This is a genomic window from Allobosea sp. 05L423, assembly GCF_056397745.1.
Map to the genome: position 1 here is coordinate 311750 of NZ_JBFTOA010000004.1, position 26404 is coordinate 338153.

Sequence of the window (26404 nt, forward strand, 5' to 3'; positions counted from 1 at the left end):
AGGTGATCATCGTCCGAAGCGTTTGGGCATGACCTGCCCCCGTAGCAGCCGCAAATGCGGCAATTCCGAAGGTGAGAACCGCAACAGCTCGCATGTTATTCTCCGACGTATTCGATTGCGTTCGCGGCACTCGTGGCGCGGACGTGTTGTGCCAGTTGGCTGCAAAGCGCGGGGCTGACGCCGTGGTCGACTGCCAGCTTGGCGAGGCGCTCGATCAAAGGCAGGCGGGCAAGCCGGCCGATCCCGATGTCGGCACGCGGATGGAACGTCAGACAGGCATAGCCATCGACCGCAAGCAGCGCTGAAAGCTCCTCGCGCATGAGTTCTTCCGCCCGGTCCTGGGTCACACGCCGGCGGAAATGAGTGGCGTCGGTGAGGCCTTCCGAAATCGGAAGCTCGACCATCTGATGGCCGCCGTATTGGCCAAGCGCGTAGGGGCAATCGTCATCGAGGAAGCTCGAATCGTAGAGGTATCCGAGACCCTGGAGGATGGAGATCGTATTCTCGGACAGCGTGCCGGTTGGAGACCGAAATCCGCGAGGGGCGGCACCGCTCAGGCGTTGCAACGTTTCGTGAGCCTCGCCGATGACAGAGGACTCCTCATCGCGTTCAAGCTTGGCATGATCTTCGAAAGCGCGGCCATGGCAGGCGAGCTCGTGGCCTTCCTGCAGGCAGCGTTCGACGAGCCAGGGCAGCCTTTCAGCCTCGGCCGCCGGCCAGAAGAATGTAGCCGGAAGATTGTAATTCCGGAGCGCGTCCAGCACTCGGGCTAACCCCACCCGATAAGTGTAGCGGCCGTGGGCGTCGCGTCCGAAGAGCTCGGCCCCCGGGATGTTGGCGGCTTCGGGACCGATGCCATGCACATTCACGGTAATCAGCAATGCGCCGGTCATGCCCGCGCCTCCTGCCAGCGAGCAGGCTCGCTCAAGCAATATTCCGCCAGCTCACGACAGGTCATGAACTGCACGCCGGGCGTCGCCTTCGCATAGGACAGGAAGCGATCGATAGCCGCCGCACGCGCCGGCGTACCTGATCCACCGCCCGCTCGCGGGTGAACCGTGAGATGAACATATCCGTCGCGGTCCAGCGCCGCGTCGAACTCCTGGACGAAATTGCGCTCAACCTCGGCAGCTGAGGCCCCGCCGGTGAAGTACAGCGGGAAGTCATCGAGCGAGACTGTGTTGTTGGGCAGGATCATGAAGCCATCCTCCAGCAGGTACGGGATGTCTTCGTCCTTTTCGCTTGCGTCGTAGATGTACCCGAGGCGACGCAACGTCGGCAGCGTCAGTTGGCTTTTGCGGCCGGAAGGCGAACACCAGCCAAGGGGGCGGGAACCGATAGCGGCGAGGATCCTGTGGGTCTTTTCCAGGAGTTCCGGCTCTCGGTCTCCGAGGTCGAAACCCTCGTGCCGGTAGCCATGCGCGGCGATCTCGTGGCCGGCTCGATGAATGTCGTGAAATGGCTCGGGCCAATGCTCGGCATCATAGCCACAGCAGAAGAACGTGGCTTTCACATCGTGACGATCGAGCATGTCGAGGTAGCGCTGAATGCCTCGCCGCAGCGCGTAATTGCCGCGGCTGTTGATCCCCAGCGCGTTCTGGCCGCGGCCGGCCTCTACCGCCGGGCCGTCGACATGGATCGTCACGCAGACGACTGCCCGCGCCTGGTTCGGCCACTGGATCCCGCCAACGCGATCTTTTGCATCTGAAGCCATCGGCTTTTCGTTCCCTTCGATCTCGATGGCGCGCCGCTTCGTCCGGTCGCTGCCAAAGGTCGATTTCGAGGAACCTTGCGTCGGCGTCGCGCTGATGTCAAATTATTGAACCGATGGTTCACCTAGCGAACCGAATCGAGCTGTGCTAATGGCGAACTCACGAGGAGTTGGCCCCGTCAGCCAGGGGCTAAGCAGAAGGAGCGCGCCGAAGATGAGTGCTGACCCGCCAAAAGAGATCGAGAAATACCGGGTCGATGCGGTTGATGCCGCGCTTGGCGTCCTCCAGCTCATTGCGGAGACACCGGACCTGGGACTCTCGGAAATCACGCGCCGTTCGGGACAGAGCAAGGCGAGAGTCTACCGGCTTCTATGCAGCCTCGAGGCCAGTGGTTTCGTCAGCTCCACGCCGGAAAAGCGCACCTACCGGCTGGGTTTGGCTGCGCTGGCGATTGGAAATGCAGCCGAACGGCAAATCGACATAGCGAGGGTAGCCGGACCGATCATCGCGAAGCTCGGAAGCAGCACCGGCGAGACGGTCCAACTTCGCGTGCGAGATGGTCGAAACAGCCTATGTGTGGCTGGCTGGGAGCCAGAAAGAGCAGTGAAAGTCCTGGCCGGCATCGGCGGAAGCCGGCCAATGCACGCCGGTTCTGGCGTCGTCCTTCTTGCCTTTCAGGATGAAACGTTTCGAGAAGCGGTTCTCAGAGAGCCGCTCAAGGCATTCACGGACCGCACCTGCGTTGACCCGGAACGCCTTCGGCAGGTTCTCGCGAACGTTCGCGAGCAAGGCTTCTACGTCAGCCATGGCGAAGTGAGCCCCGACCTGATCTCGATTTCCGCGCCAGTAATGGGCCCGGACGGAAAAATCATCGCAACGATCCACATCGGTGCGCCAACAGGGCGGGTGAGCGAGAGCCTTCTCCCTAGTCATATCGAAACAGTTCGCAGCGCAGCCCGGGAACTCTCGGTGCTGCTGAGCGCATCACGATCCACCGCCTGAGTTCTCGGCGGTGCCCCCTTCCATGCAGAACCCACGGACGAGGATGCCATCACCATGGCTTTAGCAACGCAAAATAAGGGGGGCGTGGAGGGGGCGCTTGTCGACAGAGTCTCGGCGGACCGCATGATGACCGGGCTCAGGGCGTTGGCCCGATGGCCCAAAGTTGCGGGAACCGCCGGCGAAGCCTCGAGCTTCGCTTGGCTCAAGGAGCAGCTCGATCAGATTGGTCTGAAGGCAGAGCTCATCGCCCATGACGCTTACATCAGCATTCCCGGGCCTGCCCGGCTTGTCGTCGACGGGCGAACCGTGCCGGCAATTACGCATTCGATGTCGCTCTCCTCTCCGGAAGGCGGCCTGACAGGATTGCTGGTCGATCTCGGCGAGGGGGCTCGCAAATCCTTTGCCGAGCGAGATGTCCGCGGCCGGATCGTCCTGGTCGATGGGATCGCCAGTCCCGGTATCGCATTGCTCGCCTCGCAGGCCGGCGCGATAGGCGTGGTGCAGATCAGTCCCCACCATCTGCTGCATGAGATGTGCGTTTCGCCAATCTGGGGTAGCCCTTCGGCCGAGACGCGCCCGGCATTGCCAAAGGTCGTCGTCATCACCGTCAGCAACGAGGCAGGCCAAGCTCTGCGGGATACGCTGAAGGCAGGCATGGGGGAGGTCACGCTTCACGCGGCCGTCGATACCGGCTGGCGCAAGACCCCGCTTCTCGTCGCCGATCTCCCGTGCGCCGACGATCCACAAGGTCCCTTCATCCTGCTCTCCTGCCATGTGGACACCTGGTTCCACGGCGTCATGGACAATGGCTCGGCCAACATCGCGATGCTGGAGGTCGTGCGGCTCTGCGCGCAGAAGCATGAGGAATGGAAGCGCGGGCTTCGCATCTGCTTCTGGTCCGGCCATTCACAGGGCCGCTATTCGGGCTCGGCCTGGTATGCCGACAACCATTGGGCCGAGCTCGACGCCCGCTGTGCCGCGCATGTCAATCTCGACAGCCCCGGTGGGATCGGCGCGAACGATCTGACCAGAACCGGTTCAGCCGGCGGCCTTTTCCGGATCGCGGCGGATGCGATCGCGGCAGAGGCCGGTCAGGAACTGGTCGGGCGGCGCAAGGCGCGCTCCGCCGACGACTCCTTTCCAGGAATCGGGATTCCCTCCGTCTTCGGCAGCCTCAGCCTGCAGGAGCCGAGCCCGCTCAAGATGCGCAACGACCTCGGCTGGTGGTGGCATACCGAGCACGACCTTCTCGACAAGATCGATCCCGACTTTCTCGTCCGAGATACCAAGGTCGTGTTGAGGGTGGTTCAGGGCTTGCTCACTGAGGAGCGGCTGCCGGTCGACTATGCCGGTCAAGTTGGTGCGCTTGTCGAGGAACTCGCCAAGCTCGGCCGGCAATTGAATGGGCGATTGGATATCGAAGAGGTTACCGAGGAAGCCGGGTCGCTTGCCGGCGCCATCGCCGACCTGAACAGCGGGCGACTCGATCCGGCCACGCACAATCACGTTCTGATGCGGTTGAGCCGCATTTTGGTACCCCTGGATTACACCAAGGGGGATCGCTTTGTTCACGATCCCGCTCTGTCGCTCTCCCCCTGGCCGGTTCTGGACCCGATCAGGCGATTGACTTCGGATTCTTTGGATGAGGACTACCGCTTCACGGCCGTGGATGCTGTCCGGGCCCGCAACCGCCTGAGCCACAGCCTGCGCGAAGCATCAAGTTTGTTGCGGTCGGCAAGCCTCGAGGCTTCGACGGCCACTGCGGTCGTTCGCGAGGCCGCCGGACAGCCTGGAGCCTGACGCTATGCGCGCGACTGCACAGCCAAGCGCTTCGGCGGACGTCCCGAAGATGCTTCGTGACGTGATGGTCACGATGCGGGATGGCGTCCGTCTGGCCACGGATATCTATCTGCCCGCCCAGCAGGATGGGCCGTTTCATGCAATTCTGGAGCGGACGCCTTATGGAAAGCACCTGGCTTCTCGGTCGGAGTTGACGCTCGGCAACGATCGCCCGATGTCCCGGATGGAAGTCGCGGCTGCGTTCTGCCGCGCGGGATACGCTGTGATTTTCCAGGATTGCCGTGGTCGCTACGGATCGGAGGGAGAATTCACGAAGTACTTGTCGGAAGCTGCCGATGGCTACGACACCATCCAGTGGATCGCAGAGCAGGCGTGGTGCTCAGGCAAGGTCGGCACGATGGGGCTATCCTACGCCGCCCACACGCAATTGGCTGCTGCCTGCCTCGCTCCTCCGGCGCTTGCCGGGATGATCCTCGACTCCGGCGGCTTCTCGAATGCCTATCGCTGCGGGATCCGGCAGGGGGGAGCGTTCGAGTTAAAGCAGGCAACCTGGGCCTATAGTCGGGCGAGGGAAGGTCGCGCCTGCGCCGATGACCCCAATCTGGCTGCTGCGCTTGCCGCCGAGAATATCATCGATTGGTTCGGCCGCATGCCTTGGAGCCGCGGCAATTCCCCTATTCGGTGGGAGCCAGAGTACGAAAGCTATCTGCTGGAGCAGTGGCAGAACGGCGCCTTTGGTGATTATTGGAAGGCGCTCGGCATCTACGCTGCCGGCTACTACGATCAAATTCCGGATATTCCGATCCTGCTGATGTCGAGTTGGTACGACGTCTATGTTCCAACGACGTTCGAGAACCTCGCCGGGCTGAGCCGCGGCAACCACCGACCGGAACTGGTGATGGGCCCGTGGACACACGGCAACAGGACACAAAGGATTTTCGGCGACGTGGATTTCGGCCCTGCCGCGCCTTTCGACGGAAACATCGGCGAAAACTGGCTGCGGTTCCGGATCGATTGCTTCGATCGGTGGCTGAAGGGAACCGACGCCACGGAAAGCGCCTCGGTGCGGCTCTTCGTGATGGGGGGCGGGACAGGGAGGAAGACGGAGGCCGGCTTTATCGATCATGGCGGGCGTTGGATCGAAACCACCGCATGGCCACCTCCGCAGGTCTGCGAGGCGGCGTTACACCTCCACGCGAACGGAACGCTGTCCGCCAACGCTGCCGCGGCGACGGATGAAGCGCTCTCCTATGATTTCGATCCGCGCGACCCGGTGCCGACGATCGGCGGCGCGTTGACGAGCGGCCAGCCCGTCTTCGAAGGTGGAGCTTTCGACCAGCGCGAAGACACGCGCTTCTTCGGCTGCCGCACACCGGGCCTGCCGTTGTCGTCGCGCCCGGACGTGCTGATGTTCGAGACGGAACCGTTGGCCGCAGATCTAACGATCATCGGACCGGTCAAGCTGCATCTCTGGGTCTCGTCCGATGCGCCCGACACCGACTTCACGGCCAAGCTCATCGATGTCCATCCGCCGAGCGTCGATTATCCGACGGGCTTCGCGATGAATCTCAGCGATGGGATCTTTCGATGCCGTTATCGGCATTCGTGGGAGAACCCCGAAGCAATCCGGAGCGATGAACGTTTCGAGATCGTTATTGAGCTTTTTGCGACGGCCAACCTGTTCAAGGCCGGGCACCGCATCCGCCTCGACGTTTCGTCTTCGAACTTTCCGAAGTTCGACGTGAATCCGAATACAGGCGCGCCTGAGGGCAAGGGGCGCGCCAGGAACATCGCGCGCAACACGGTCCATTTCGGCCATGCAACGCCGTCGAGATTGCGGGTCCATGCGATGCGAGATGAGTGAAAGGCGTCTCGCTCATTTCGCTTCTCTCCTTGGGCCGGCATGAACTGCGGGTTGTCGATCCAATTCCGCTCGGCAGGCCCGAATTTGACAGCTTTTCCGCTTTGCAGCGGCTCGTGCCCCAGCCCGACATCGAGCGGCGAGATGCCAAGGGAGCCCCTCATCGTCGACTTCCGGGGCGTCATTCTTGCGCCGCTCGAAACCTCGTCAAAGCAGCACGATAGCGAAGGCGAGAGCGAAGGCCGCGATCAAGCCCAGATGGGCCATCCAGCCGAGATATCGCGCAGCTATCCAGACGCGATAGAAATACCAACGTATTGAGATCGCTGTCATATCGGGCTCCAAATCCTGGGCCCAGGGCAGAAAGCCTGCCGAGTCATCAAAATGACCTTCAAATAATAAGAACGGTCATATGAGGCGTTTTTGGACAATAACACCTGGGCATTGAAAAGTCCATTTTCATCATTTTATTTAGAGATATCGATGGTCTTTTGATTTTACTATTTTGTTTTCTTTTAAGGGCGGCCTATGATGCCCTTATCGGCAGTCTCTTATCAGGGCGCTGTCGGCTGAGGGCGTTCACGCTCTGGCCCTGACCGGGGAGGACTCGATGTCCTCAACCTTTCTGACAGCAGGCGACACAAAATTGATCGAGCACCTGCTCGATGAGGTCTATGAATCCTGGGCGCAGCGCGGCATCGATATCGAGAAAGCCCGTGCCGAGCTCTTCGCTCGTGCCTATGGCAGCGGTGCCCGCATCGACACCAACTTCGGCCGACACTTGGAGAAACATACCGGAGGAGCGGGCAGGGGGGACACCCCCTTTCTTCGACAAGAGCACATGCTCCCTTCGCCGGATGAGGAGCTGAATGCGGCGCCGGAAGTTCTGCCAATTTCAACAGCAGGTCATACCGATGTCCTGATCATCGGACGGAATTTCAGCGGCGAAGCGGCTTTGATCCGATGGCTCTCGGACGGTCCTTTGCTTCGGCCAAATGGATTTTGGGCGCGGTGCGACAACGACGAACCATTCGCGGCGACGCACTGGATTCCATCAACCTGGACGACGGATGAAGAGCGGAAGCATTCCGGCCGAGGAGCGTACGTAGACGCCAAGCCGGAATTCCTGTCCCACCTTGATCTTCAGTCGGCGATTGCGGCGTTTCTAACGGTCTGCCAGGTCGAGGCTGGCGCGGTATCGGCGGCGACTGCGGCGGACGCTATTCGACGTATCTTTCCCAATTGGAGGGCGGCGGGGATCGACCTTGCCACCGCAATCGCAGAAGAAGCGCTTCGCCAGGGCTTCCCGATCGGAGAGGGATTGAAACCGCCCATCCCATTCTCTCTGGAGAGCTGGGAGAATGAAGGTGGTGCGGTAGCCGGGGAGAAGCGTCATCGAGCCAGTTCCGGCCCGGACCATCGATCTCTGAATTCCGGCGCGGGTCATGACCATGCGATGGTCGAAACCCAGCCCTGAGTCTTTGAGCCGGCCGTCATCTCTATCGAGAATTTGGTCGGCGGCAACTCCGCTTGCATTTGATCCTCAGAGGCTTCGCTGGCCGCCTTCATCTCGTTTCCCGCGCCGCGCGCGGACGATCGGCTCTATCGTGAAACCGACAGTCGAGGCTTATACCGTCGCCATCCCGTGGTACGAACCGGAGGATTTCGATCAACTCTGGGCAATGACCAGCGACGGGGGCGATGCGCCGCCCGATTACGACACCTGGCATCGAAGCGCCGTTGCCGTTGTCAGCGCGTGGCTCGCCACGGGGCGGGCCCTGCAAATCGTGACGATCCGTCCGGCTGGCCTGATCGCTTGGCTCGACATTCGTGGATTGGCCAACACGACCGAAAATCAACGTCGCTACGCGGAACATTTCGCTACCCGAAACCAAGATGCCGCCTAGACGAAGGCAATTTCCCTGCCGTCGAAATCGCGCCGCGCTGCTCTTCCTGCGAAGCAGTGATGTCGATAAAGCGCCGAAAAAATCAGACGAACACTTCGATAATATCAAAATTATTTTGAATCTCTGAGAATGAAATATGATACCGTACTCTACGGGAGCTTTCTCTTCCGTGGAACGAAAGATAATCCCATGAAAATCCCTGCAGAAACCAAGCCTGCAATCTGGGGCGCGGTCGGTGGCGCGATTGCTCTCGCAGTAATCGGATTCACCTGGGGAGGTTGGTCCACGGCCGCATCAAGCGAACGCCTGGCCGCGCTGAGGGCCGAAAATGCCGTCGTGGCCGCCCTGTCTCCGATCTGCGTGAACAGATTTCAGCAGCAGCCGAATCCTGATGCTGCTCTCGGCGAATTGAAGAAGATCAGCTCCTGGCAACAGGGCGATTACATCGCGAAAGGCGGCTGGGCCACGATGGTGGGCAGCACCTCGCCGGACTCGGCCGTGGCAAAGGCATGCGCCGAAACGCTCAGCATGCAGAAGAGCTGAGATGTTGACGGGCTGCGCGGAGAGATTCCTGCGCGAGCCGGCGAAGACGCAAAAGCCTGACATTGGCGCCCGGGCTCGCCGACACGAAGAGCGGTTCGTTCGAGCCCGCCCGTTCATGCCGGCGAGACCCGCAGGTGCCTCCGGTTTCAGGCCAACGCCAAGGCCAGTGCCTGGGTCAGCACGGCTGCCCCCGCGCGCGGGGCTTCAGCCTCGCAACGGATGAGACCCGAGCGGCGAGGACGTCTTCCGCCCGCCCACCGGCGGCAGGAGGGAAGGGCGCTTTCACGCGGCTGTCGCCAGAGACGCTCACCGCCGCAACCCTCAGGAGGTGGCCATGGCCAAAGGACAGCTACGCGGCAATCGAGAAGCCAAGAAACCGAAGAAGAAAAAGGAAATCGCGGCGGTGCCGACCCCGGTCCGCGGGACGTCGATGCCAATCGCCCCCCCGACGAACACGAGCAAGCATGAGCGCCCGAGCCAGAAAAAATAGGGTCATGTTGAAGCCGAGCGCTCTTCGCCGCGAGCAGCCTGCCGGGACCTGTCGCGCGGTGGTCGACGCGGAGGAGATGTCGGACATCTTCTGTCTCGCCTATCGGCGAAGCTCGTCCCTGGGCGTCGTCCACATCGTGCCAGTGTGGACTGAAAGGCGGCCATGAACGCAATTGCTGACACCCTGCGTCGCCGCCGCACAGAACTGCTGCAGCGGGGAACCGCCGCTTGGCTAGGTTCCATCTGGAGCGACACGGCGCCAATCCGGGAGGAACTGTTCGGGGTCGAACGGCTGGAGGAGCACGCCGGCAGCTTGGCCGCGGCTCAGCCGGTCACGACTCGGCCTCCATCCGTTCCCTCCTTGCACGGACGCCTGAAGAGCAATGCGGCCGTGCTGCTCGCCGCCTACCGGGCGACGGCAGTCGTCGTAGAGAGCGGGCACGCGGTCGTCCCCGCCGCTGAATGGCTGCTGGACAATTACCATCTCGTGGAGGAGCAGATCCGCGAAATCCAGGGTGACCTGCCACCCGGCTACTACAGGCAATTGCCGAAGCTCGCCGAGGGCCCCTTCGCCGGCTATCCGCGCGTATTGGGCCTGGCCTGGGCTTATGTCGCGCACACGGACAGTCATTTCGATCCGGAGATGCTGCGCCGCTTCATCGTCGCCTATCAGCAGGTCCAGCCGCTGACCATTGGCGAGTTATGGGCTGTCGCGATCACGCTGCGCATCGTGCTCATCGAGAATCTTCGTCGACTTGCCGATCAGATCACGGATGGGCGCCGCTCCCGTCGGGAGGCCGATCTTTTGGCCGACCGGCTTCTGGCTTCGGGGGAAGCTCGCTCGGCGCTCGAGGCGGACATTGTTCGTCGCTCTCCCGGGCCACTTAGTGAAGTCTTCGCCGCGCAGCTCGCCAAGCGGCTCAGGGACCAGGACCCCTGGACGACACCTGCCCTAGGGTGGCTGGAGGAACGGCTGCGAGCCCAGGGCGCGTCGATCGATGGCGCGGTCGAGCAAACCCAGCGGCGGCTGGGTGCCTCGAATGTCAGCGTGCGCAATATCATCACCAGCATGCGGCTGATCTCCGACATCGACTGGGCCGAGCTCTTCGAGAGCGTGAGTCTCGTCGACGACCGGCTACGGGCAGGCAGCGCCTTCGGCGCCATGGATTTTCCAACCCGCAACCTCTATCGGAGCGCGATCGAGCAGCTCGCTCGCGGTTCCCGGCTGTCCGAGCTCGACATCGCCGGGCGTGCGCTGAAGGCCGCAGCGACGGCGGAAGCCACGGCGCCGGAGGACGGTGAAACCGCAGCAGCCCGCGATCCCGGCTATCATCTGATAGCCGGCGGGCGAACCGCGTTCGAGCGGACGATTCGATTTCGTCCGCCACCACGGCTCCGCCTCATCCGTCTCAGCATCCGCCTCGGCCTCGGCGGCTATGTCGGCACGATCCTCGCAGTCACACTCGGCCTGACCGCGCTCGCACTCTGGGCGCTTTCCGCAGCGGGTCTTTCCGCCGGCGGGCTCACCGCCTTTGCGCTGGTCGGCTTCATACCGGCGAGCGAAGTCGCGACCGCCCTCGTCAACCGGGCGGTGGCTTTCATGTTCGGCGCCGCCGCGCTGCCCGGCCTCGAACTCGCGGGCGGCGTGCCCACCTCCCTGCGCACCCTCGTCGCCGTGCCGACCCTGCTCACCGGCGAAGCCGATCTCCTGGAACAGATCGAGCGGCTGGAGGTCCATCATCTTTCCGGCGCAGGCGGCGATCTCACTTTTGCCTTGCTGTCGGACGGCGTCGACGCCGACCGGGAGGTCCTCGCCGAAGACGCGCCGCTGCTCGAAGTGGCCGTGAAGGCCATCGAGGAACTGAACCGGCGTTACGGCCCCGGTCCCGGAGGCGACCGCTTCCTCCTGCTGCACCGCCGCCGCCGCTTCAATCCAGGCGAGAAACGATGGATGGGATGGGAGCGAAAACGCGGCAAGCTGCACGAACTCAACCGCCTTCTGCGCGGAGCGAACGATACCTCCTTCATGTCCGTGGCCGGTCACCTGCCGCATGTTCCGGCCGATGTGCGCTACGTCATCACGCTCGACGCCGATACGCGCCTGCCCCGGGACGCCGCGCTCCGGCTGATCGGCAAGATGGCGCATCCGTTGAACCGTCCGAGATTCAGCCTTGCCGAACATCGGGTCGTCAGCGGTTACGCCATTCTCCAGCCGCGGGTCACGCCCTCGCTGCCGACCGGCAATGAAGGCTCCTATTATCAGCGGGTCATCTCCGGCCCCGGCGGCATGGACCCCTACGCAGCGGCGGTATCCGACGTTTATCAGGACCTCTTCGGCGAGGGGTCCTACACGGGCAAGGGCATCTACGAGATCGACGCGTTCGAGGCCTCCCTTGCCGGCCGGATTCCGGAAAACGCGCTGCTCAGCCACGATCTGTTCGAAGGTGCGTTCGCGCGCGCCGGACTCGCCTCGGATGTCGAGGTCGTCGAAGAGTTTCCCTCGCGCTACGATGTCGCCATGAAGCGCCATCACCGCTGGGCACGCGGCGATTGGCAGCTTCTCCCCTGGATCCTGGGATTGACCGCGGGAGCGGGAGCACTCACGGCCGTCGGCCGCTGGAAGATGCTCGACAATCTCCGGCGCTCGGTCCTGTCGCCGATAACCTTGCTCGCGCTCGGCCTGAGTTGGCTGTTTCCCATGCCCGCAGCGATCATGGGCACGTTCCTGACGGTGGCGACGATTGTGGTTCCCGCCTTCCTGCCGATCGTTTTTTCGGTGCTTCCTGGTCGGCGCAACATCCGCCTGCGCAGTCACCTCGTCAGGCTGGCATCGGAGCTGCGGCTTGCTGCGGCCCAGACGTTCCTGTCGCTTGTCTTCCTTCCCGATCAGGCCTGGCGAATGGGCGATGCCATCGCCCGAACCCTGGTGCGGCTGCTCGTCACGCGCCGTCACCTGCTGGAATGGACGACGGCCGCCAGGTCAACTGCGAGCCCGAGGCTGGATGTTCCGGGCTTCTATCGCCAGATGGCGGGCGGCACGACGCTGGCCCTCCTGACGACGGGGAGCGCGCTCGCCTTCGCGCCGTCGTCATGGCCGCTCGTCCTTCCATTCGCGCTGCTCTGGCTCGGCGCGCCCGTCGTGGCGCAATGGGCAAGCCGCTCGCCCAGTGTGCCACAGCGCCTCGCCATTCCGGATTCGGAGGCGCGCGATCTGCGCCTCATCGCGCGGCGCACCTGGCGCTATTTCGAGACCTTCGTCACGCCGGCCGACAACATGTTGCCGCCGGACAATTTCCAGGAGGATCCCAAGCCGGCCCTCGCGCACCGGACCTCGCCGACCAACATCGGTCTTTATCTGCTTTCGGCCGCAGTTGCGCGAGACTTCGGCTGGGCGGGCACGATCCAGACCATCGAACGGCTGGAGGCGACATTCGAAACCTTGAAGCAGTTGCCGCGCTTTCGAGGGCACTTTTTCAACTGGTACGGGACGACGGACCTCGCCACGCTGCCTCCCAGCTATGTCTCGTCCGTCGACAGCGGCAATCTCGCGGGCCATCTCATTGCGCTGGCCAACACATGCGAAGAATGGGCGGATGCCTCTATCGCCGCGACAGCGCGACAGGGCGCGGCCGACCATCTCGCTCTGGCGCGCGAGGCGTTGCTGGCCCCGGACATCCCGAACAGCGAACAGGCACGGGCATTGGCCGCCGTCCTGCAAGAGATCGACGCCCAGCTCAGCGGCGTCCAGACGATAGATGCGCTCACCCCCGCGCTGATCCGCCTCGCGCAGAAGGCCTCCGCAATGACGCCGGCCCCTGTCCTGGAGGAGGGCGGCGACGGCCTCGCCGACATCGCCTATTGGGTCGATGCGCTCGGAAAGGGCTTGCGCGAACATGACCGCGATCGCCGCCAACTCGCCGAGGCGTCCGCAGCGATGAGGACTCGCCTGACGGCGCTCGCCGACACCGCACGCGCCATGGCGATGGAAATGGATTTTGCCTTCCTGCTCGATCCCGAACGGAAGCTGCTCTCCATCGGCTATGCCCTGGACGATAACGGCCTCGATCCGAGCTGCTACGACCTCCTGGCGTCCGAGGCGCGGCTCGCCAGCCTGATCGCGATCGCCAAGGGCGATGCGCCGACACGGCACTGGTTCCGGCTCGGCCGGCTCTCGACACCGCTCGGGAACGGGTCGGCGCTGATCTCTTGGTCAGGATCGATGTTCGAATACCTGATGCCCTCGCTGGTGATGCGCGCGCCGGCCGGAAGTGTGCTCGAACAGACCAGCCGTCTCGTGGTCGCGCGGCAGCAATCCTACGGCCGATCGCTGGGCGTCCCGTGGGGCATGTCCGAATCCGCGTACAATGTTCGGGATATCGAGTTCACCTACCAGTACTCGAATTTCGGCGTACCCGGCCTCGGCCTGAAGCGCGGCCTCGCCGAGAATACCGTGATCGCTCCCTATGCGACCGGCCTCGCCAGCATGGTGGATCCGCAGGGCGCGCGAAAGAACTATGCCCACCTTGCCCGGTTGGGCGCCCAGGGTCGCTACGGCTTCCGTGAAGCGCTCGACTTCACCCGCTCGCGGCTTCCCGAGGGAAAGACTGTCGCGATCGTGGGCAGCTTCATGGCCCATCATCAGGCCATGACCATCGTGGCCATCGCCAATACCCTCCATGACGGGCGCATGCGCGACAGGTTTCATCGTGAACCGATGATCCGGGCGAGCGAGCTCTTGCTGCAGGAACGCGCTCCCCGCGACGTCGTGCTGTCGTCTCCGCGCGCCGAGGGGGTCCGCGCCTCCGCTGCGGAGGCACCCGGCGGCGGCGAGACGGTGCGGCGCCTGACGGCCTCGGCCGCCGGTGCACCGATCACGCATCTGCTGTCCAATGGAACCTATGCCGTCATGCTGACCGCAACCGGGGGCGGCTACAGCCGCTGGCGCGACATTGCCGTGACGCGCTGGCGGGAAGATGCGACGCGCGACGATTGGGGCTCCTTCATCTTCGCCCGAGACCTTCGCAGCGGCGCCGTCTGGTCCGGCACCGCCCGGCCGATGGCGGGCGGTGCCGGTGAAGGGGAGGTCATGTTCAGCGAGGACCACGCCCGGTTCACGCACCACGATCTGGATCTGTCGACGACGGTGGATGTCATCGTTTCCGGCGAGCACAACGGCGAAGTCCGTCACATTTCCCTCGCCAACAGCGGCAGACGGACACGCGAGATCGAGCTGACATCCTATGCCGAGCTCGTCCTGACCACGCCGGCCGCCGACGATGCGCATCCAGCCTTCGCAAAGATGTTCGTGCAGACCGAGTATCTGGCCAATTTCGGAGCCCTGATCGCCACCCGTCGGCTTCGGACGCCGGACGAGCCGCAGATATGGGCGGCGCATTTTGCCGTCGTGGAAGGCGATGTCACCGCCGGCCCGCAATACGAGACCGACCGCGCCCGCTTCATCGGCCGTGGCCGCAGCATCGACACGGCGAAAGCCCTGTCGAGCGGGCAGCCTTTGTCGAACACCGTCGGGACAGTACTGGACCCTATCTTTTCGCTGCGCCAGAGCGTGCGCATCGAACCCGGAAAGGTTGCGCGCGTTGCCTTCTGGACCGTCGTCGCCTCTTCGCGGGAAGAGCTTCTCGACCTGATCGACACCCACCATGATCGCAGTGCGTTCGATCGTGCGAAGACCCTGGCCTGGACACAGGCACAGGTTCAGCTCCGCCATCTCGACATTGATGCGGGAGAGGCCGCCGATTTCCAGCGCCTTGCGGCACCGCTGCTCTATGCTGATCGCCGCTTCAGGTCGCCGTCGGAAGTGATCCTTCGGGGCGCCGGCTCGCAATCGGGTCTATGGCAGCACGCCATCTCCGGCGACCTGCCCATCGTTCTGCTGCGGATCGACGATGTCGAGGACATCGCGCAGGTGCGCCAGTTGCTCCGCGCCCACGAATATTGGCGCATGAAGCGCCTCGCGGTGGACCTCGTCATCATCAACGAGCGCGTTTCCTCCTATGTCCAGGATCTCCAGACCGCCATCGAGGCGGCGGTCCGGGCCAACCAGTCGCGGCCGCCCTTTGGCGAGACGCCGGCGCGCGGCTCGGTCCATGTGCTGCGCGCTGACCTGATGAGCGTGGAGTCGCGCCTGCTTCTGCAGTCGGTCGCGCGCGTGGTCCTGGTGGCGCGGCGCGGCCCCATCGCCAATCACCTGGCGCAGTTGCAGCAGCCCTTGGCCCCACCGGCTGACACACGCCGTGTCCATCGGCCGGCTGCGATGCCCCGCCCGGCGCCGTCGCGGAGCGCGCCCGCCCTCGAATTCTTCAACGGCCTCGGGGGCTTCGACAAGGACGGCCGGGAATATGTGACCATCCTCGGTGCGGGGCAGACGACACCGGCGCCCTGGATCAACGTCATCGCCAATACTGGCTTCGGCTTCCAGATATCCGCCGAGGGCAGCGGCTATAGCTGGGCGGCGAACAGCCGCGAGAACCAGATCACCCCGTGGTCGAACGACCCGGTCGCCGATCCGCCCGGCGAGGCGATCTATGTCAGGGACGAGGAGACGGGTGATCTGTGGAGTCCCACCGCTCAGCCGATCCGCGACGACGGAATCTACGTGGCACGGCACGGGTTCGGCTATAGCCGCTTCGAGCATGAAGCCAACGGCATTGCGCTCGATCTGCTGCACTTCGTGCCGCTGGACGATCCCGTCAGGATTTCCCGCCTGAAGCTCACCAACCTGTCCGGCAGACCGCGCCGGCTTTCCGTCACGGCTTATGCGGAGTGGGTGCTCGGCACCTCGCGCGGCGCATCGGCACCGTTCATCACCACCGAGATCGACATGCGGAATGGGGCGATGCTGGCGCGCAACCCATGGAGCATCGCCTTCGCCTCGCAAATTGCCTTCGCCGATCTCTGCGGACGGCAGACTGCCTGGACGGCGGACCGTACCGAGTTTCTCGGGCGGGAAGACGGCCCCGCATCGCCGCTCGGCCTGACCGGCAAATTCCCCCTCTCTGGAAGGACAGGCGCGGGCCTGGATCCATGCGCAGCCTTGCAGGCGACCGTGGAACTCGGCATCGGCGAGACCGTCGAAGTCGTATCGTTGCTCGGGCAATGCGCCTCCATGGAAGAGACGCGGGTGCTGGTCGCGCGGTATCGGGAAGCCGATCTCGACGCCGTCCTCGCCGCGGTGACCGATCACTGGCAAGCGGTGCTCGGCGTCGTCCAGGTGAAGACGCCGGACCGGGCCATGGACATCATGCTGAACGGCTGGCTGCTCTATCAGACGCTCGCCTGCCGCATCCGCGCCCGCTCGGCCTTCTACCAGGCGAGCGGCGCCTATGGCTTCCGCGACCAGCTGCAGGACGGCATGGCGCTGACGCTCGCCCTGCCGGGGGAGACGCGCGGCCATATTTTGCGGGCGGCCGGGCGGCAATTCGTCGAGGGCGACGTCCAGCACTGGTGGCTCCCGCAAACGGGCCAGGGGATACGTACCCGCATATCCGACGACCATGTTTGGCTCGCCTTCGCGACCGCTACCTATGTCACGAGCTCGGGCGATATCTCGATTCTCGATGAGGTCGTTCCGTATCTCGATGGGCCGCAATTGCGGCCGGAGGAAACCGATCAGCTCTTCCACCCGATGCAGAGCGATGAAACGACCTCGCTGTTCGAGCACTGCGCCCGCGGCCTCGATCACGCTCTTTCGCTCATCGGCGCACGTGGCCTGCCGCTGATGGGAACCGGCGACTGGAATGACGGCATGAATCATGTCGGCGCGGGCGGAAGAGGGGAAAGCGTCTGGCTCGGCTGGTTGCTCATCCGCACCATCGAACTCTTCGCACCGTTGGCGGAAGAGCGAGCTCACGGCCGCGCCGGGCGCTGGCGCGCCCATGCGGCGGCGGTGCGGCAGGCGCTGGAGCGCTCGGCCTGGGACGGCGAATGGTATCGCCGGGCGACCTTCGACGACGGCACCTGGCTCGGCTCGAAGGACAGTGGCGAGTGCAGAATCGACGCCATCGCCCAGTCTTGGGCGGTGCTCTCAGGCCTCGCCGATTCCGGGCGGGCGGCGACGGCGATGGCTTCATTCGCGCGTCACCTGATCCGCACAGACGATGGCCTTGCCCTGCTGTTTGCACCGCCGTTCGACAAGACGCCGCTCGATCCGGGCTACATCAAGGGCTATCCGCCGGGCCTGCGCGAGAATGGCGGGCAATACAGCCATGCCGCCATGTGGGCGATCCTCGCCTTCGCCAAGCTGCGTGCAGGAGAGAATGCGCATGATCTCTTCGCCCTTCTGAATCCGATCAACCATGCCCGCACGCCGGAAGAGGCCGAGCGCTACAAGGTCGAACCCTATGTCGTGGCGGCCGACGTCTATTCAGTCGCGCCCCATACCGGGCGTGGCGGCTGGACCTGGTATACGGGCTCGGCCGGCTGGATGCATCGAGCCGGCGTGGAAGGTATCCTGGGCATTCGCCGGGAGGGCGATGTCCTCCTTGTCGACCCCTGCATCCCTTCAGCTTGGCCGGGGTTCCAGGCGACGGTGAGGCTCGGTGAGGCGATCTGCCGGATCGAGCTTCGCGCACTCGGCGCGGGCAAGGAGAACGAGCCTTATTGGGTTCTCGACGGAGTGCGTGGCGCAGACGCCGATCGACCCGTCCGTGTCCCTATCGACGGCAGAAGCCACGATCTGCTGATGTTCACCTGATACTGACTGCCAGTTTGCCCCTGAAAGCTCTGCCTTCAAGTCAGTCGTCGCGGGGCTTCTTCATCAAAGCCCTGCGAGTGCGAGCCTCCCAATCCACGAGGTCCTTGTCGTACTGATCCTGAAACCAGCGCGAGACGGTCCCGCTGCGGGTCGATATCGGTCTCAGCGGGTACCGGACATTGTGCCGCTCGACATAGCGGCCGAAACTGCCGCTCGCCTGCCACCCCGCTGGATCGCTGGAGGCTGCCAGCGCGGCAGCCCGTCTGTCCATTGCGTCCATCTTCCGCGCACGGACACAAAGGTCCAGTGCCTCGGAAAGGAGCTCTCGGATCGTCTGTTCCCGCTCTTCCATCACCCTGCCTGCGTTCGGACGGCAGCAGCCAAAGCGTACCCGTTATTCATGGCGACGCGGTCGCGGTTTTTCCAGCCGCATTTTTCGCTACCACCCACGGTGTCGCTGTGGTCGGTGCTGCCGATTGGGAAACTCAGCCCAGCAACGTTAAACTCCTCCTCTGGCGAAGGAAGCATGCGCTCCTGTCTGCCATACGGAAAGCCGATCTTGCCGGGCGAGTACGTGCGCCGCCACCGCCTCGCTGGCTTGACGCGCTCGGCCAAAAGTCGTCGCAGATCAGTTTCGAGCGACACGCTGCCCTTGACGGCATCACGGAGCAGGCGGGCTCGGGACGCTTCCTGGCCGGCCCCGCGCCGAGGCGGATACCCTAGCTCGACGAGCAATCGCTCGATCATCCCCAAATTCTCGGGAGCCAGCAGCGCAGAGGACATGATGTCCACCTCTCCGCCGGGGCTAGGCACCCTGGCCCGCCTCCGCCGGCACCACATGTTTTGGAAGCTGTCGGCTAGCGAATATTGCGCTTTTGCCGGAGGGAAGCGAATCTCACCGGGTCACAACTTCGTTAGTCCTTAGCCTATCAGCGTCCCTTTGCCGCTTCTGCAAAGGTGACGCAGAATCGCGCTTGCGTATTCTATTGAACAAGCGCCTACTGAATTGTCGCCTCCTTTTAAGCCCGAACCGAGAGCGAGCCGCGGTGTCAATCTGACGCCGGAATTCGGGGCAAATATCGTGCAAAATCAGCGGCAAGCCATTTGGCTTGAAGGATTGGGCCAGATCGTCTGGCGCGATGGCACGCGCCAGTCGGTGCGGTACGGATTCGAAACGTCCGGGAACGCAAGCGGCAGGTGCCGCGGGCATTTCGACCTTGATCTTCGCCAGCCTCATCGCCCGTTTCTCTTCCATGAGGCCAGGCTGATTTGCGACGACGGACAGGTCGTGAACCTCGCGATCACCGACCACAGCAGCGATGGGGCGACCTTCGTTGGAAGGCTGCTCGACTAACGCTGCAAGATTGAGGAGCCGAGTCATGCCGAGCGACTACCACCAAGGTGACGTCATCAGCCTGTCCTTCGGTTTCCCGGAAAGGCCGGCGGTCGGAAACTTCGAGATCATACGGGTGCTGCCGGTGAACGAACGAGGACAGAGGCAATACCGGGTTCGCGGAGACGATGGCCTCGAGCGCGCCATCGAAGAGCATCAGATCCGGGCCAACCTCACGCAGAGGAATCCTTTCGGCAATCTGAGATAGCCGTAGCATCCAACGGACAATTGAACGTGCTGCCATGATACCGTGGCAGAGAATTGCGGGTTCGGATCATGGCTGACCGAAGCACAGAATCTGAGGTCACGTTCAGCCATTCCTTCAGGCTGAGCGTTCTATCGAACCCTCAGCCGCCCGGGACCTACCGGGTCGTCACCGACGAGGAGGAGATCCTGGGTCCGTCGTTCCAGGCCTTCCGCCGTACCGCCACGATGCTGCAGATCCCGGCCATCGAACTTTCACATGGCTCCTCTCAGATTATCCTGGTCGATCCCGTAGAGCTGGCAGCCGCTCTGGAGAAGGATAAGCAGCTCTAGATGTGAGCTCTCAATTGCTTGTCCCTCCGGTCCCGAGCGAGGAAGCTGAAGTTGCGAAGCTTCAGCGCGCCCTCGGCCCGGCCCGGCCGGTGCGTAGCTACGAGCGCGCCCTCCCAGGCGAACTGACCCATATCGACATCAGGAAGCTCAATCGTTTCCGTGAGCCGGGTCATCGTGTCACCGGCGATGGCGGCGGCGGCCGCAGCATCGGAGCTGGCTGGGAGTTCGCCCATGCCTGCATCGATGACGCACCCCGCGCCCCCGCATTTGCCGATGAGGCTCAGTTCAAGGACTTGGCCTCCGGGAACTTCCACTTGCCGCTGATGAGGGATTCCTCCGGACGATAAAGCCGTACGGTGTAGTTCCAACCCTCGACGATCGGCAGGCAGTTTGGGATTTTGCCGTCACAGCCGCCGAGCTGGACGGTCACCGAGCCGTCCGCATTCTTCTTCGCGGTGATGTCGTTGACCGAATAGGCATTATTGGCGTTCTTCTCGAAGAAGCCCTTTGAGTTGTAGACGCTGACCGACCAGAACTCCTTCACCGGCACGGTCTTTGGCACATTGATGGCATAGACCGTTTTGCCGTCGTTTTTCGCAGGAGTGAAGCTCTCGTAGATGGCGTGCTTTTCCGGAATGCCGCCCCATCCGGAGGCTGTGCCAAGCAAGTGCTGGATCGGATCGACTTGGCCCCGGGCTCCAAAGGAGCCACGAAACGACGGCTGATGTTTTGATAGCGCAAGCAGAGCATTGCGGATGTCCGAGAGGCTCTCCCGGTCCCAGTTTGGAAGGTCGAGCTTCCCTGTCTCCTTCTGGCTGACCTTGATGGCGTCCTGAAGCCTGTGGACCTCGTCCAGATCCTTCGGGTTGTTGGGGTCAACCAGCGTCCGGACTGCGACGAACGCATATCGAGTGCCAACCGATTTCTGCGTCAGCGTAACCGGCTTCGTGCCGTAGGCGACGACTGGCAGGTAGTGATCCTGATCGACGACCATCATCGACATATAGCGCTTGCCCGTGTCAGGCAGCGAGAGCGTTACCGGTCCGGCGGCAAGATCAAACACGGCAAACGAATAGAGCGTATCTCGGTTCATGCGGATGACCGTTTGCCCATCGATCGCCGCGGGTTCCCGGGAGTGCTGAAACCTGCCCAGCCCACCGATGGTCTTTGCATTCGCCGCGAGGTAATTATCGGTCTCAGCGCGGACGAAATTGTCAACGGTGACCGGGATTTTGCCGCCTGGCGCCTCGGCGAATGCTCCACCGGTCAGTGCAACCGAAGCAAATGCGAGACCGATCCCAACCGAGCGGAGCATGGACGTACCTCTTCATTCAATCTGACCAACGATGCGGGGCCATCACACAAGGCTCGGCACGGCACAACTCAAATGCCATCGAACCGATCATTGCGTGATCGGCCGACAGATTCTCGTCGGATCATTTCGCGCATGGGCAGGCCGCAGTCTTGCCATTTTGCGCCAATGAAAGGGCGATCTTCACCGCGCATCTCACTCAGGACAGCGCGATCGAGTTCCATGCGGGCATCAAGATGCAGGCGCGCGCCTTTTTATTCGGCCGGGGGCCTTAATGCGTCCGAGCAATCGCCGTGGCGCATTCCTCATGGCACCTGCGCAAGAAGAGAGCGTGCCGCGGCAATGATCGGATCCGGCGGGATCATATCCTCCTGCAGATGCCACTCGACGAAGTCGCGGGTCTGGCCCGAGCGCTGCGCGATGAGGGCGACCCAGTCACGGTCCGGAAAAGCAGCTTTCATGCGCAGCGCCAAGTCCCGGCCGCTCATGATCGGTTCTGCGGGATCCATCGAACAACCCTGAAACATGGATACGAATGGCGTGAAGCCCTCTCTCCAGCGAGGAGAGAGGGCTTCACATGAACCCGGCGGATTACGCCGCCTTGGCGCTCGTGACAGCGGCCGAATTCGCCGGCCCGCCGAGCTGTGTCAGCAACTTGTCGGTCTTGGTTTCCTCGGTGAGTGTGGCGTCGAGCAGCGTCACCGCTTGGTTGTGGCCGAGTTGCTTCGCCCACGACTTCAGGGTGCCATAGCGCGTCATCTCGTAGTGCTCGACCGCCTGGGCCGAGGCGACGAGGCCAGCATCGAGCGCCGGGCTGTCGGCGTAGTCTTCCATGACCGCCTTGCCTTCCTCCAGAATGCCGAGGATGGCGTCGCAGGTCTTGCCGCGAGGCGCCTTGCCGATCACTTCGAAGACGTCCCCGAGGCGCTCGACATGACCCTCGGTCTCCTCGCGATGCGTCTCGAAGGCCTTCTTGAGATCGGGCGACCTGGCCGCCTTCGCCATCTTGGGCAGCGCCTTCAGGATCTGCTTCTCGGCGTAATAGACGTCCTTGAGCATGTCATGGAACATGTCGTCGAGGGCCTTTGGTGCATTCATGGCCATTGGGAATTCTCCGGTTGTCGGGGTTGCAGGCATGGATCAGGCGTCGAACTTGTCGCGGGCGCGGACACCTCCGGTCGCGCCGTGGATCGAGGCCAGTGCGCCGATGGGCATCGCGATGAAAGTCGCCAAGGCAAAGGAGGCGGCGGCCTTGCGAGCCCTGTCAGCCGTTTAGCGGGCAGTCTGCTCGCCCTTGGCCGCGGTTTGCTTGGCTTCCGCGATCGAGCCGGTGATACGCTTTTCAGCCTCAGGCCGGCTGATGCCGGTCTGGGCGGTGCTCACGTGGGCGACGTAGGTCTTGTTGGCAGGAGCCATGTTGCCGCTGCGGCTGCTCATGGCGATGACACGGGCGACCTAGGCGCGAGCCGGAGCGGTTTCGGTCGAGGAAGGAGCCGGTCGCTCGGTGCGAAACAACCAGCGCATTGCGGACGTTACGGCCCGCTCGATCTCTAGGAAACGATGGAAGAGGCGATATGTTCCGCCCAACCGGGAATGGTTCTTCAATCGGATCGAACGGCGGCACTGCGCTTTGATGCTACGGCCCATACTGGATGGTCGCCCAGGAACTGATATTCAACGGCAGCGAGTACATCGCGACCCGTGACCGCAGGAACACCCGCAGCAGGTCCATCACCGCGCAAAAATCCGCGGCAAACTACGTTTGGCGATCATCGCCGGAAACTCAGGCCGATGAAGCTGGGCCGTAAGTCAGAAACACGGCCCCGTAGAAACAGCCGGACGCCACGAGCACGAATGCGTGCCAGATAGCGTTCTGAAACGGAAGGCTCTGCCAGACGTGGAAGAGTACCCCTACTGTGTAGAGAATGCCGCCCGCCAACATCAGCCACAGGGTTTCCGCCGGCAACTGCGCAATGTGCTCCCACACGACCACGCCGCTCCAACCAATGAAGAGATAGAGCGCGATCGAAAGGCGATCGAACCGACCCGGCAGGGCGATCTTAAGCAAGACGCCCGCAATCGACGCGATCCAGACCAAGGCCAAAAGCGCTTGCGCCACAACGGTTTCGCTGAGCTTCATCAGAAACGGGGTGTAGGTGCCGGCTATCAAAACGTAGATGGCCGAATGGTCGAAGCGCCGTATCAGCCACTTCATCGGCGACACCGGCAACATGTTGTAGACCGCAGAAACGGTCAGAACGGCGATCAATGCGAAGCTGTATATCGCGACAGGAACGAGAGCAGGCAGTGAAGCTGTTGCCAGCACTCTACCTATCAAGGCAGTGACCGCACCAAGACCCAGGGCGACCCCGAGGACATGGACCACTCCATCGGCCCAACGCTCGGCCCGGCTGAAATCGAAGCGTCCTTGCGCTGGTTGCCGCACGTCAGGTTTCTCGATGTTTTTTCGCGAGATCGGTAATCGACATACTCGCTTTCACGCAATCGAGGCAGAAAATCGCCGACGGTCGCGCCTACGATCGTGACAGCCGCCTCACATTCGAGCGCACTTTGGATCGATATGCACGCACAATTCCGACCGGAGATGTTCCTGTTGCGAGGCTTGCGAAAGCCTGGTGAGCAGCGGCGAATTTCTCCGCGACCATCAACTCCGCCTCGCGATCGGCGGCAGATCCGCCGGCCGACAGCTTGATCGTACGCAGCCATATCGCGTGCTGTGCTTCAGCGGCGAGCATGGACAGTTCGTAGAACATCTTGAACATCGGAGCCGTCTCCTCGCAAACAAGCTCAAGCCAGCCGCAGGCGGAATGTTCCGTCGCTATCGCGGCATTCAACGCAAATCCGGGGGGATGTCGGGCGCGGCCTCCGACGCGTGCAGCTTAGGAAGGAGCGCGGCATCGACGCCGACGCCGCCTGCGTCGGCTGGGAGCGCGAACAGGGCCCGTGCATTCGTCGACATAATCCTGTCGCGGTCCAGCTCGCTGATCGTCGCAGAATCACTGAAAGCGCGCGCGTCGATGTTCGACCAGAAAGGGTAATCGACGGCGAACAGCACGCGCTCTGCGCCGATTTCCGCGAGAGCGCAGGCGAGGGCAGGGTGGGAGAAGTTGCCGCTCGTCGACAGATGGAAATGGCGGCGAAAATAGTCGCGGAACCGCCGCTTCATCGTGACATGCCGGGCGATGATCGCGTCGCAGCGTTCCATCATGAAGGGCAGCCCCTCGCCGAGATGGCCGAGCACGATCTGCAGGTTCGGGAATTCATCCAGCGCGCCGCTGAGCACCAGCCGCGTGGCTATCGTCGCCGCCTCGACCGTGAATCCGAGCGCGCCGCGGATCAGGACCGGATAATCCTTGTAATAGGCGTCTATCACCGGCGCGGCGGGCGTCGCCGGGTGGATATAGATCGGAACGCCCAATCCTTCGGCGCGCTCGAAGATGCCCCAGTATTTCCGCGCGTCGATGAATTCGCCTCGGGTCAACCCATGGATCATGGCGCCGCGGAAGCCATCAACGGAAACGCGTCGTTCGAGCTCCCTGGCCGCTTCCTGCGGGTCCGGGGTCGGCAGCATAGCAAGGCCGCGGAAGCGGTCGGGATAGCGCTCCACCGCTGCGGCCAGAAAATCGTTCGACAGCTGCGCAAGCCGGACGGAGTCGGCAGGCTCGAAGTTCTGCGCCCCCGGCTCCACTTCGGATAAAATCTGCATGCCGATGCCAGCGGCGTCCATCGCGGCGATGCGCCCGGCGCCAAGATCGCTGAGCGCCGCGTCGAGCGTGGCACTGCTCATCACGTCATGGCCGCGCCGCAGATCGCGAAGCTTCGGTGTCCAAAAATGCTCTTCAACGGCGACAATGCTGGACGACATGCTTAGATCCTCGATGGCCGGCCGGAGCCTCAGTTCAATTCGACGATCGCGCGGGGCGTCTTGTGCAGCCGCTCGGCGATGCCATCGGATCGGGTCAGGAAATTATCGCAGACGGTCACGAACAGGCGCTCTGTCGACAGGCTCGGATGGATGCCGATATTCATGTCGGGCGCGATCGTCATCGTTTCCTCGGCATGCGCCAGCGGCCGTTCTACGGCGTCGCAACCCTGGCCATGGCAATGGACGCGACGCTCCGGCGGAAAGCCGCGGCGGCCCATATAGTCGTTGTAGACCGCGAGGATTTCGTCGCACCGTGCGCCAGCCGATAGAAGCGATACGGTGAAATCCTGCGCCTCGACCATCTCAGCAAAGCCGTCGGTCAATTCGGCCGGCGCCTTGCCGAGCGTGAAATGCCGCGCGATATGGACGAAATATCCGCCCGGCCCGCTATTCTCCGCCTGCAGCAGCAACGTATCGCCCTCGCGCAGCGTGCGGCCATGGAACGGGCGGATAAGCATTGGAGTCGGTTCGCCCGCAGCGGCCGAGGAGCCCAGAAAATAGCCGGTCTGACTGCCCATCGTCTGACCGAGATAATAGGCGTAGGCCATCACTTCGAAATCGCGCATGCCGGGCTGGATGAAGGCGCCGATGCGCGCGAAGATGTCGTCCTGCATCGCCGCCGCGCGACGAATGAAATCGATCTCGACTTCGCTCTTGATAGCGCGCGCATCATCGACGAGATCGCTGGCGTCGGACCACCGGACATTGCCGGCGCGCCTCTGCAGCCCGGACGCGAAGCCGTGATACATGGCGTTTGCGCCGACAAGCCCGACCGCTTGAAACCCGGCGCGCGTAATCTCGGCCGCGACTGCTTCCGCGTCCTGCTGGCCGGTATACCGCACCATGGGAAAATTGGCGGTGAACAGTCGGCGGCCGACGCCGGGTAATGTCTCATCGCGATCATCGAGATCGACGACGCGCCCGGCGGCTCCATGGGACACGAGAGTCATGAGGCCGTCGGCCGGTACGATCAATGTCTGCGCCGGGTTCGGCAACGCGCCAAGGCCGGTGAACCAGCGAAAATAGCCGCCGCCAGCGGCGAGGTTGTTGGCGCCTTGCACGATCAGGGCGTCGAGCCCTCGCTCACTCATGCGTTCGCGAACGGCCTTCCATCGGCGCTCCATTTCGGCGCGCGGAGTTGGATCGGAAAATCTCTCAATCATTGACATTGGCGCGCGATCCCGGTGGT

At 63.2% G+C, this 26404-nt stretch carries 24 protein-coding genes and 1 pseudogene; 12 read left to right on the top strand and 13 right to left on the bottom strand.

Annotation, left to right across the window (positions count from 1 at the left end; translation table 11 throughout):
- Window positions 1-95: 95 nt before the first annotated feature.
- Entirely contained in the window at window positions 96-893 is a 798-nt protein-coding gene (locus AC1DNE_RS13975; protein ID WP_476841100.1) for a polysaccharide deacetylase family protein, read from the bottom strand.
- Window positions 890-1714 carry a polysaccharide deacetylase family protein gene (locus AC1DNE_RS13980; protein ID WP_476765703.1) on the bottom strand — a complete coding sequence of 275 codons (825 nt, stop codon included), beginning with the start codon at window positions 1712-1714 and terminating at the stop codon, window positions 890-892. Before AC1DNE_RS13980 ends, AC1DNE_RS13975 begins: the two co-directional genes overlap by 4 nt.
- A 211-nt stretch (window positions 1715-1925) precedes the next feature.
- Here AC1DNE_RS13980 and AC1DNE_RS13985 point away from each other — a divergent pair, with 211 nt between their 5' ends.
- From AC1DNE_RS13985 to AC1DNE_RS13995, 3 genes are all read left to right on the top strand, one after another.
- The gene (locus AC1DNE_RS13985; RefSeq protein ID WP_441470090.1) at window positions 1926-2714 is read left to right on the top strand and encodes an IclR family transcriptional regulator; all 789 of its coding nucleotides are present in this window, start codon (window positions 1926-1928) and stop codon (window positions 2712-2714) included.
- 126 nt (window positions 2715-2840) lie between these two features.
- Complete coding sequence (locus AC1DNE_RS13990; protein ID WP_476841101.1) at window positions 2841-4514, top strand: M28 family peptidase; 1674 nt, start codon at window positions 2841-2843, stop codon at window positions 4512-4514.
- Between the two features lie 4 nt (window positions 4515-4518).
- Window positions 4519-6378 carry a CocE/NonD family hydrolase gene (locus AC1DNE_RS13995; protein ID WP_476765705.1) on the top strand — a complete coding sequence of 620 codons (1860 nt, stop codon included), beginning with the start codon at window positions 4519-4521 and terminating at the stop codon, window positions 6376-6378.
- Window positions 6379-6582: 204 nt separating this feature from the next.
- Here the strand turns inward: AC1DNE_RS13995 and AC1DNE_RS14000 are convergent, their stop codons facing one another.
- Window positions 6583-6708 carry a hypothetical protein gene (locus AC1DNE_RS14000; protein ID WP_441470088.1) on the bottom strand — a complete coding sequence of 42 codons (126 nt, stop codon included), beginning with the start codon at window positions 6706-6708 and terminating at the stop codon, window positions 6583-6585.
- 277 nt (window positions 6709-6985) lie between these two features.
- Here AC1DNE_RS14000 and AC1DNE_RS14005 point away from each other — a divergent pair, with 277 nt between their 5' ends.
- The 5 genes from AC1DNE_RS14005 (at window position 6986) to AC1DNE_RS14025 (ending at window position 18027) form a co-directional block, all read left to right on the top strand.
- The gene (locus tag AC1DNE_RS14005) at window positions 6986-7852 is read left to right on the top strand and encodes a hypothetical protein (protein WP_441470087.1); all 867 of its coding nucleotides are present in this window, start codon (window positions 6986-6988) and stop codon (window positions 7850-7852) included.
- A gap of 130 nt (window positions 7853-7982) precedes the next feature.
- Window positions 7983-8282: a hypothetical protein gene (locus AC1DNE_RS14010; RefSeq protein ID WP_476765706.1), complete on the top strand. Its 300-nt coding sequence runs from the start codon at window positions 7983-7985 to the stop codon at window positions 8280-8282.
- Window positions 8283-8471: 189 nt separating this feature from the next.
- Window positions 8472-8825, top strand: a complete 354-nt coding sequence (locus AC1DNE_RS14015) for a hypothetical protein (RefSeq protein WP_476765707.1) — start codon at window positions 8472-8474, stop codon at window positions 8823-8825.
- 334 nt (window positions 8826-9159) lie between these two features.
- Entirely contained in the window at window positions 9160-9315 is a 156-nt protein-coding gene (locus tag AC1DNE_RS14020) for a hypothetical protein (RefSeq protein ID WP_441470084.1), read from the top strand.
- Window positions 9316-9477: 162 nt separating this feature from the next.
- Window positions 9478-18027: a GH36-type glycosyl hydrolase domain-containing protein gene (locus AC1DNE_RS14025; RefSeq protein WP_476841102.1), complete on the top strand. Its 8550-nt coding sequence runs from the start codon at window positions 9478-9480 to the stop codon at window positions 18025-18027.
- Between the two features lie 40 nt (window positions 18028-18067).
- On the opposite strand, the gene AC1DNE_RS14030 is transcribed toward AC1DNE_RS14025, so the two are convergent.
- On the bottom strand, window positions 18068-18298 hold the full coding sequence (locus tag AC1DNE_RS14030) for a hypothetical protein (protein WP_441470082.1): 231 nt from the start codon (window positions 18296-18298) through the stop codon (window positions 18068-18070).
- Between the two features lie 80 nt (window positions 18299-18378).
- On the bottom strand, window positions 18379-18810 hold the full coding sequence (locus tag AC1DNE_RS14035) for a hypothetical protein (protein ID WP_441470081.1): 432 nt from the start codon (window positions 18808-18810) through the stop codon (window positions 18379-18381).
- A gap of 334 nt (window positions 18811-19144) precedes the next feature.
- On the opposite strand from AC1DNE_RS14035, the gene AC1DNE_RS14040 reads away from it, so the two are divergent.
- From AC1DNE_RS14040 to AC1DNE_RS14055, 4 genes and pseudogenes are all read left to right on the top strand, one after another.
- On the top strand, window positions 19145-19381 hold the full coding sequence (locus AC1DNE_RS14040) for a hypothetical protein (protein ID WP_476841103.1): 237 nt from the start codon (window positions 19145-19147) through the stop codon (window positions 19379-19381).
- Window positions 19382-19406: 25 nt separating this feature from the next.
- Window positions 19407-19628, top strand: a complete 222-nt coding sequence (locus AC1DNE_RS14045) for a hypothetical protein (protein ID WP_441470080.1) — start codon at window positions 19407-19409, stop codon at window positions 19626-19628.
- A 68-nt stretch (window positions 19629-19696) separates the two neighbouring features.
- On the top strand, window positions 19697-19957 hold the full coding sequence (locus tag AC1DNE_RS14050; RefSeq protein ID WP_441470079.1) for a hypothetical protein: 261 nt from the start codon (window positions 19697-19699) through the stop codon (window positions 19955-19957).
- A 71-nt stretch (window positions 19958-20028) separates the two neighbouring features.
- Window positions 20029-20214: pseudogene (locus AC1DNE_RS14055) on the top strand (IS481 family transposase); the annotation flags it as partial.
- A gap of 23 nt (window positions 20215-20237) precedes the next feature.
- Here the strand turns inward: AC1DNE_RS14055 and AC1DNE_RS14060 are convergent.
- From AC1DNE_RS14060 to AC1DNE_RS14095, 8 genes are all read right to left on the bottom strand, one after another.
- Window positions 20238-21272 (bottom strand): DUF1254 domain-containing protein, encoded by a 1035-nt coding sequence (locus AC1DNE_RS14060; protein ID WP_476841104.1) that lies wholly within the window; start codon window positions 21270-21272, stop codon window positions 20238-20240.
- A gap of 302 nt (window positions 21273-21574) precedes the next feature.
- Entirely contained in the window at window positions 21575-21742 is a 168-nt protein-coding gene (locus AC1DNE_RS14065; RefSeq protein ID WP_441470077.1) for a hypothetical protein, read from the bottom strand.
- A 118-nt stretch (window positions 21743-21860) separates the two neighbouring features.
- Window positions 21861-22373, bottom strand: a complete 513-nt coding sequence (locus AC1DNE_RS14070; protein ID WP_441470076.1) for a YciE/YciF ferroxidase family protein — start codon at window positions 22371-22373, stop codon at window positions 21861-21863.
- A 168-nt stretch (window positions 22374-22541) separates the two neighbouring features.
- Window positions 22542-22706 (bottom strand): hypothetical protein, encoded by a 165-nt coding sequence (locus AC1DNE_RS14075; protein WP_441470075.1) that lies wholly within the window; start codon window positions 22704-22706, stop codon window positions 22542-22544.
- Between the two features lie 346 nt (window positions 22707-23052).
- Window positions 23053-23715: a PAQR family membrane homeostasis protein TrhA gene (gene trhA / locus AC1DNE_RS14080; RefSeq protein ID WP_476765710.1), complete on the bottom strand. Its 663-nt coding sequence runs from the start codon at window positions 23713-23715 to the stop codon at window positions 23053-23055.
- 88 nt (window positions 23716-23803) lie between these two features.
- Complete coding sequence (locus AC1DNE_RS14085; protein ID WP_441470073.1) at window positions 23804-24052, bottom strand: hypothetical protein; 249 nt, start codon at window positions 24050-24052, stop codon at window positions 23804-23806.
- A gap of 68 nt (window positions 24053-24120) precedes the next feature.
- Complete coding sequence (locus tag AC1DNE_RS14090; protein WP_476765711.1) at window positions 24121-25155, bottom strand: amidohydrolase family protein; 1035 nt, start codon at window positions 25153-25155, stop codon at window positions 24121-24123.
- Between the two features lie 29 nt (window positions 25156-25184).
- Window positions 25185-26384, bottom strand: a complete 1200-nt coding sequence (locus AC1DNE_RS14095; RefSeq protein ID WP_476765712.1) for a M24 family metallopeptidase — start codon at window positions 26382-26384, stop codon at window positions 25185-25187.
- Window positions 26385-26404: the final 20 nt, after the last annotated feature.

Coding starts and splice junctions, on each gene's coding strand:
- AC1DNE_RS13975 (WP_476841100.1), bottom strand. CDS start 893: ATGACCGGCGCATTGCTGATTACCGTGAATGTGCATGGCATCGGTCCC.
- AC1DNE_RS13980 (WP_476765703.1), bottom strand. CDS start 1,714: ATGGCTTCAGATGCAAAAGATCGCGTTGGCGGGATCCAGTGGCCGAAC.
- AC1DNE_RS13985 (WP_441470090.1), top strand. CDS start 1,926: ATGAGTGCTGACCCGCCAAAAGAGATCGAGAAATACCGGGTCGATGCG.
- AC1DNE_RS13990 (WP_476841101.1), top strand. CDS start 2,841: ATGACCGGGCTCAGGGCGTTGGCCCGATGGCCCAAAGTTGCGGGAACC.
- AC1DNE_RS13995 (WP_476765705.1), top strand. CDS start 4,519: ATGCGCGCGACTGCACAGCCAAGCGCTTCGGCGGACGTCCCGAAGATG.
- AC1DNE_RS14000 (WP_441470088.1), bottom strand. CDS start 6,708: ATGACAGCGATCTCAATACGTTGGTATTTCTATCGCGTCTGGATAGCT.
- AC1DNE_RS14005 (WP_441470087.1), top strand. CDS start 6,986: ATGTCCTCAACCTTTCTGACAGCAGGCGACACAAAATTGATCGAGCAC.
- AC1DNE_RS14015 (WP_476765707.1), top strand. CDS start 8,472: ATGAAAATCCCTGCAGAAACCAAGCCTGCAATCTGGGGCGCGGTCGGT.
- AC1DNE_RS14020 (WP_441470084.1), top strand. CDS start 9,160: ATGGCCAAAGGACAGCTACGCGGCAATCGAGAAGCCAAGAAACCGAAG.
- AC1DNE_RS14025 (WP_476841102.1), top strand. CDS start 9,478: ATGAACGCAATTGCTGACACCCTGCGTCGCCGCCGCACAGAACTGCTG.
- AC1DNE_RS14030 (WP_441470082.1), bottom strand. CDS start 18,298: ATGGACAGACGGGCTGCCGCGCTGGCAGCCTCCAGCGATCCAGCGGGG.
- AC1DNE_RS14035 (WP_441470081.1), bottom strand. CDS start 18,810: ATGTCCTCTGCGCTGCTGGCTCCCGAGAATTTGGGGATGATCGAGCGA.
- AC1DNE_RS14045 (WP_441470080.1), top strand. CDS start 19,407: ATGCCGAGCGACTACCACCAAGGTGACGTCATCAGCCTGTCCTTCGGT.
- AC1DNE_RS14050 (WP_441470079.1), top strand. CDS start 19,697: ATGGCTGACCGAAGCACAGAATCTGAGGTCACGTTCAGCCATTCCTTC.
- AC1DNE_RS14060 (WP_476841104.1), bottom strand. CDS start 21,272: ATGCTCCGCTCGGTTGGGATCGGTCTCGCATTTGCTTCGGTTGCACTG.
- AC1DNE_RS14070 (WP_441470076.1), bottom strand. CDS start 22,373: ATGGCCATGAATGCACCAAAGGCCCTCGACGACATGTTCCATGACATG.
- AC1DNE_RS14075 (WP_441470075.1), bottom strand. CDS start 22,706: ATGAGCAGCCGCAGCGGCAACATGGCTCCTGCCAACAAGACCTACGTC.
- AC1DNE_RS14085 (WP_441470073.1), bottom strand. CDS start 24,052: ATGTTCAAGATGTTCTACGAACTGTCCATGCTCGCCGCTGAAGCACAG.
- AC1DNE_RS14090 (WP_476765711.1), bottom strand. CDS start 25,155: ATGTCGTCCAGCATTGTCGCCGTTGAAGAGCATTTTTGGACACCGAAG.
- AC1DNE_RS14095 (WP_476765712.1), bottom strand. CDS start 26,384: ATGTCAATGATTGAGAGATTTTCCGATCCAACTCCGCGCGCCGAAATG.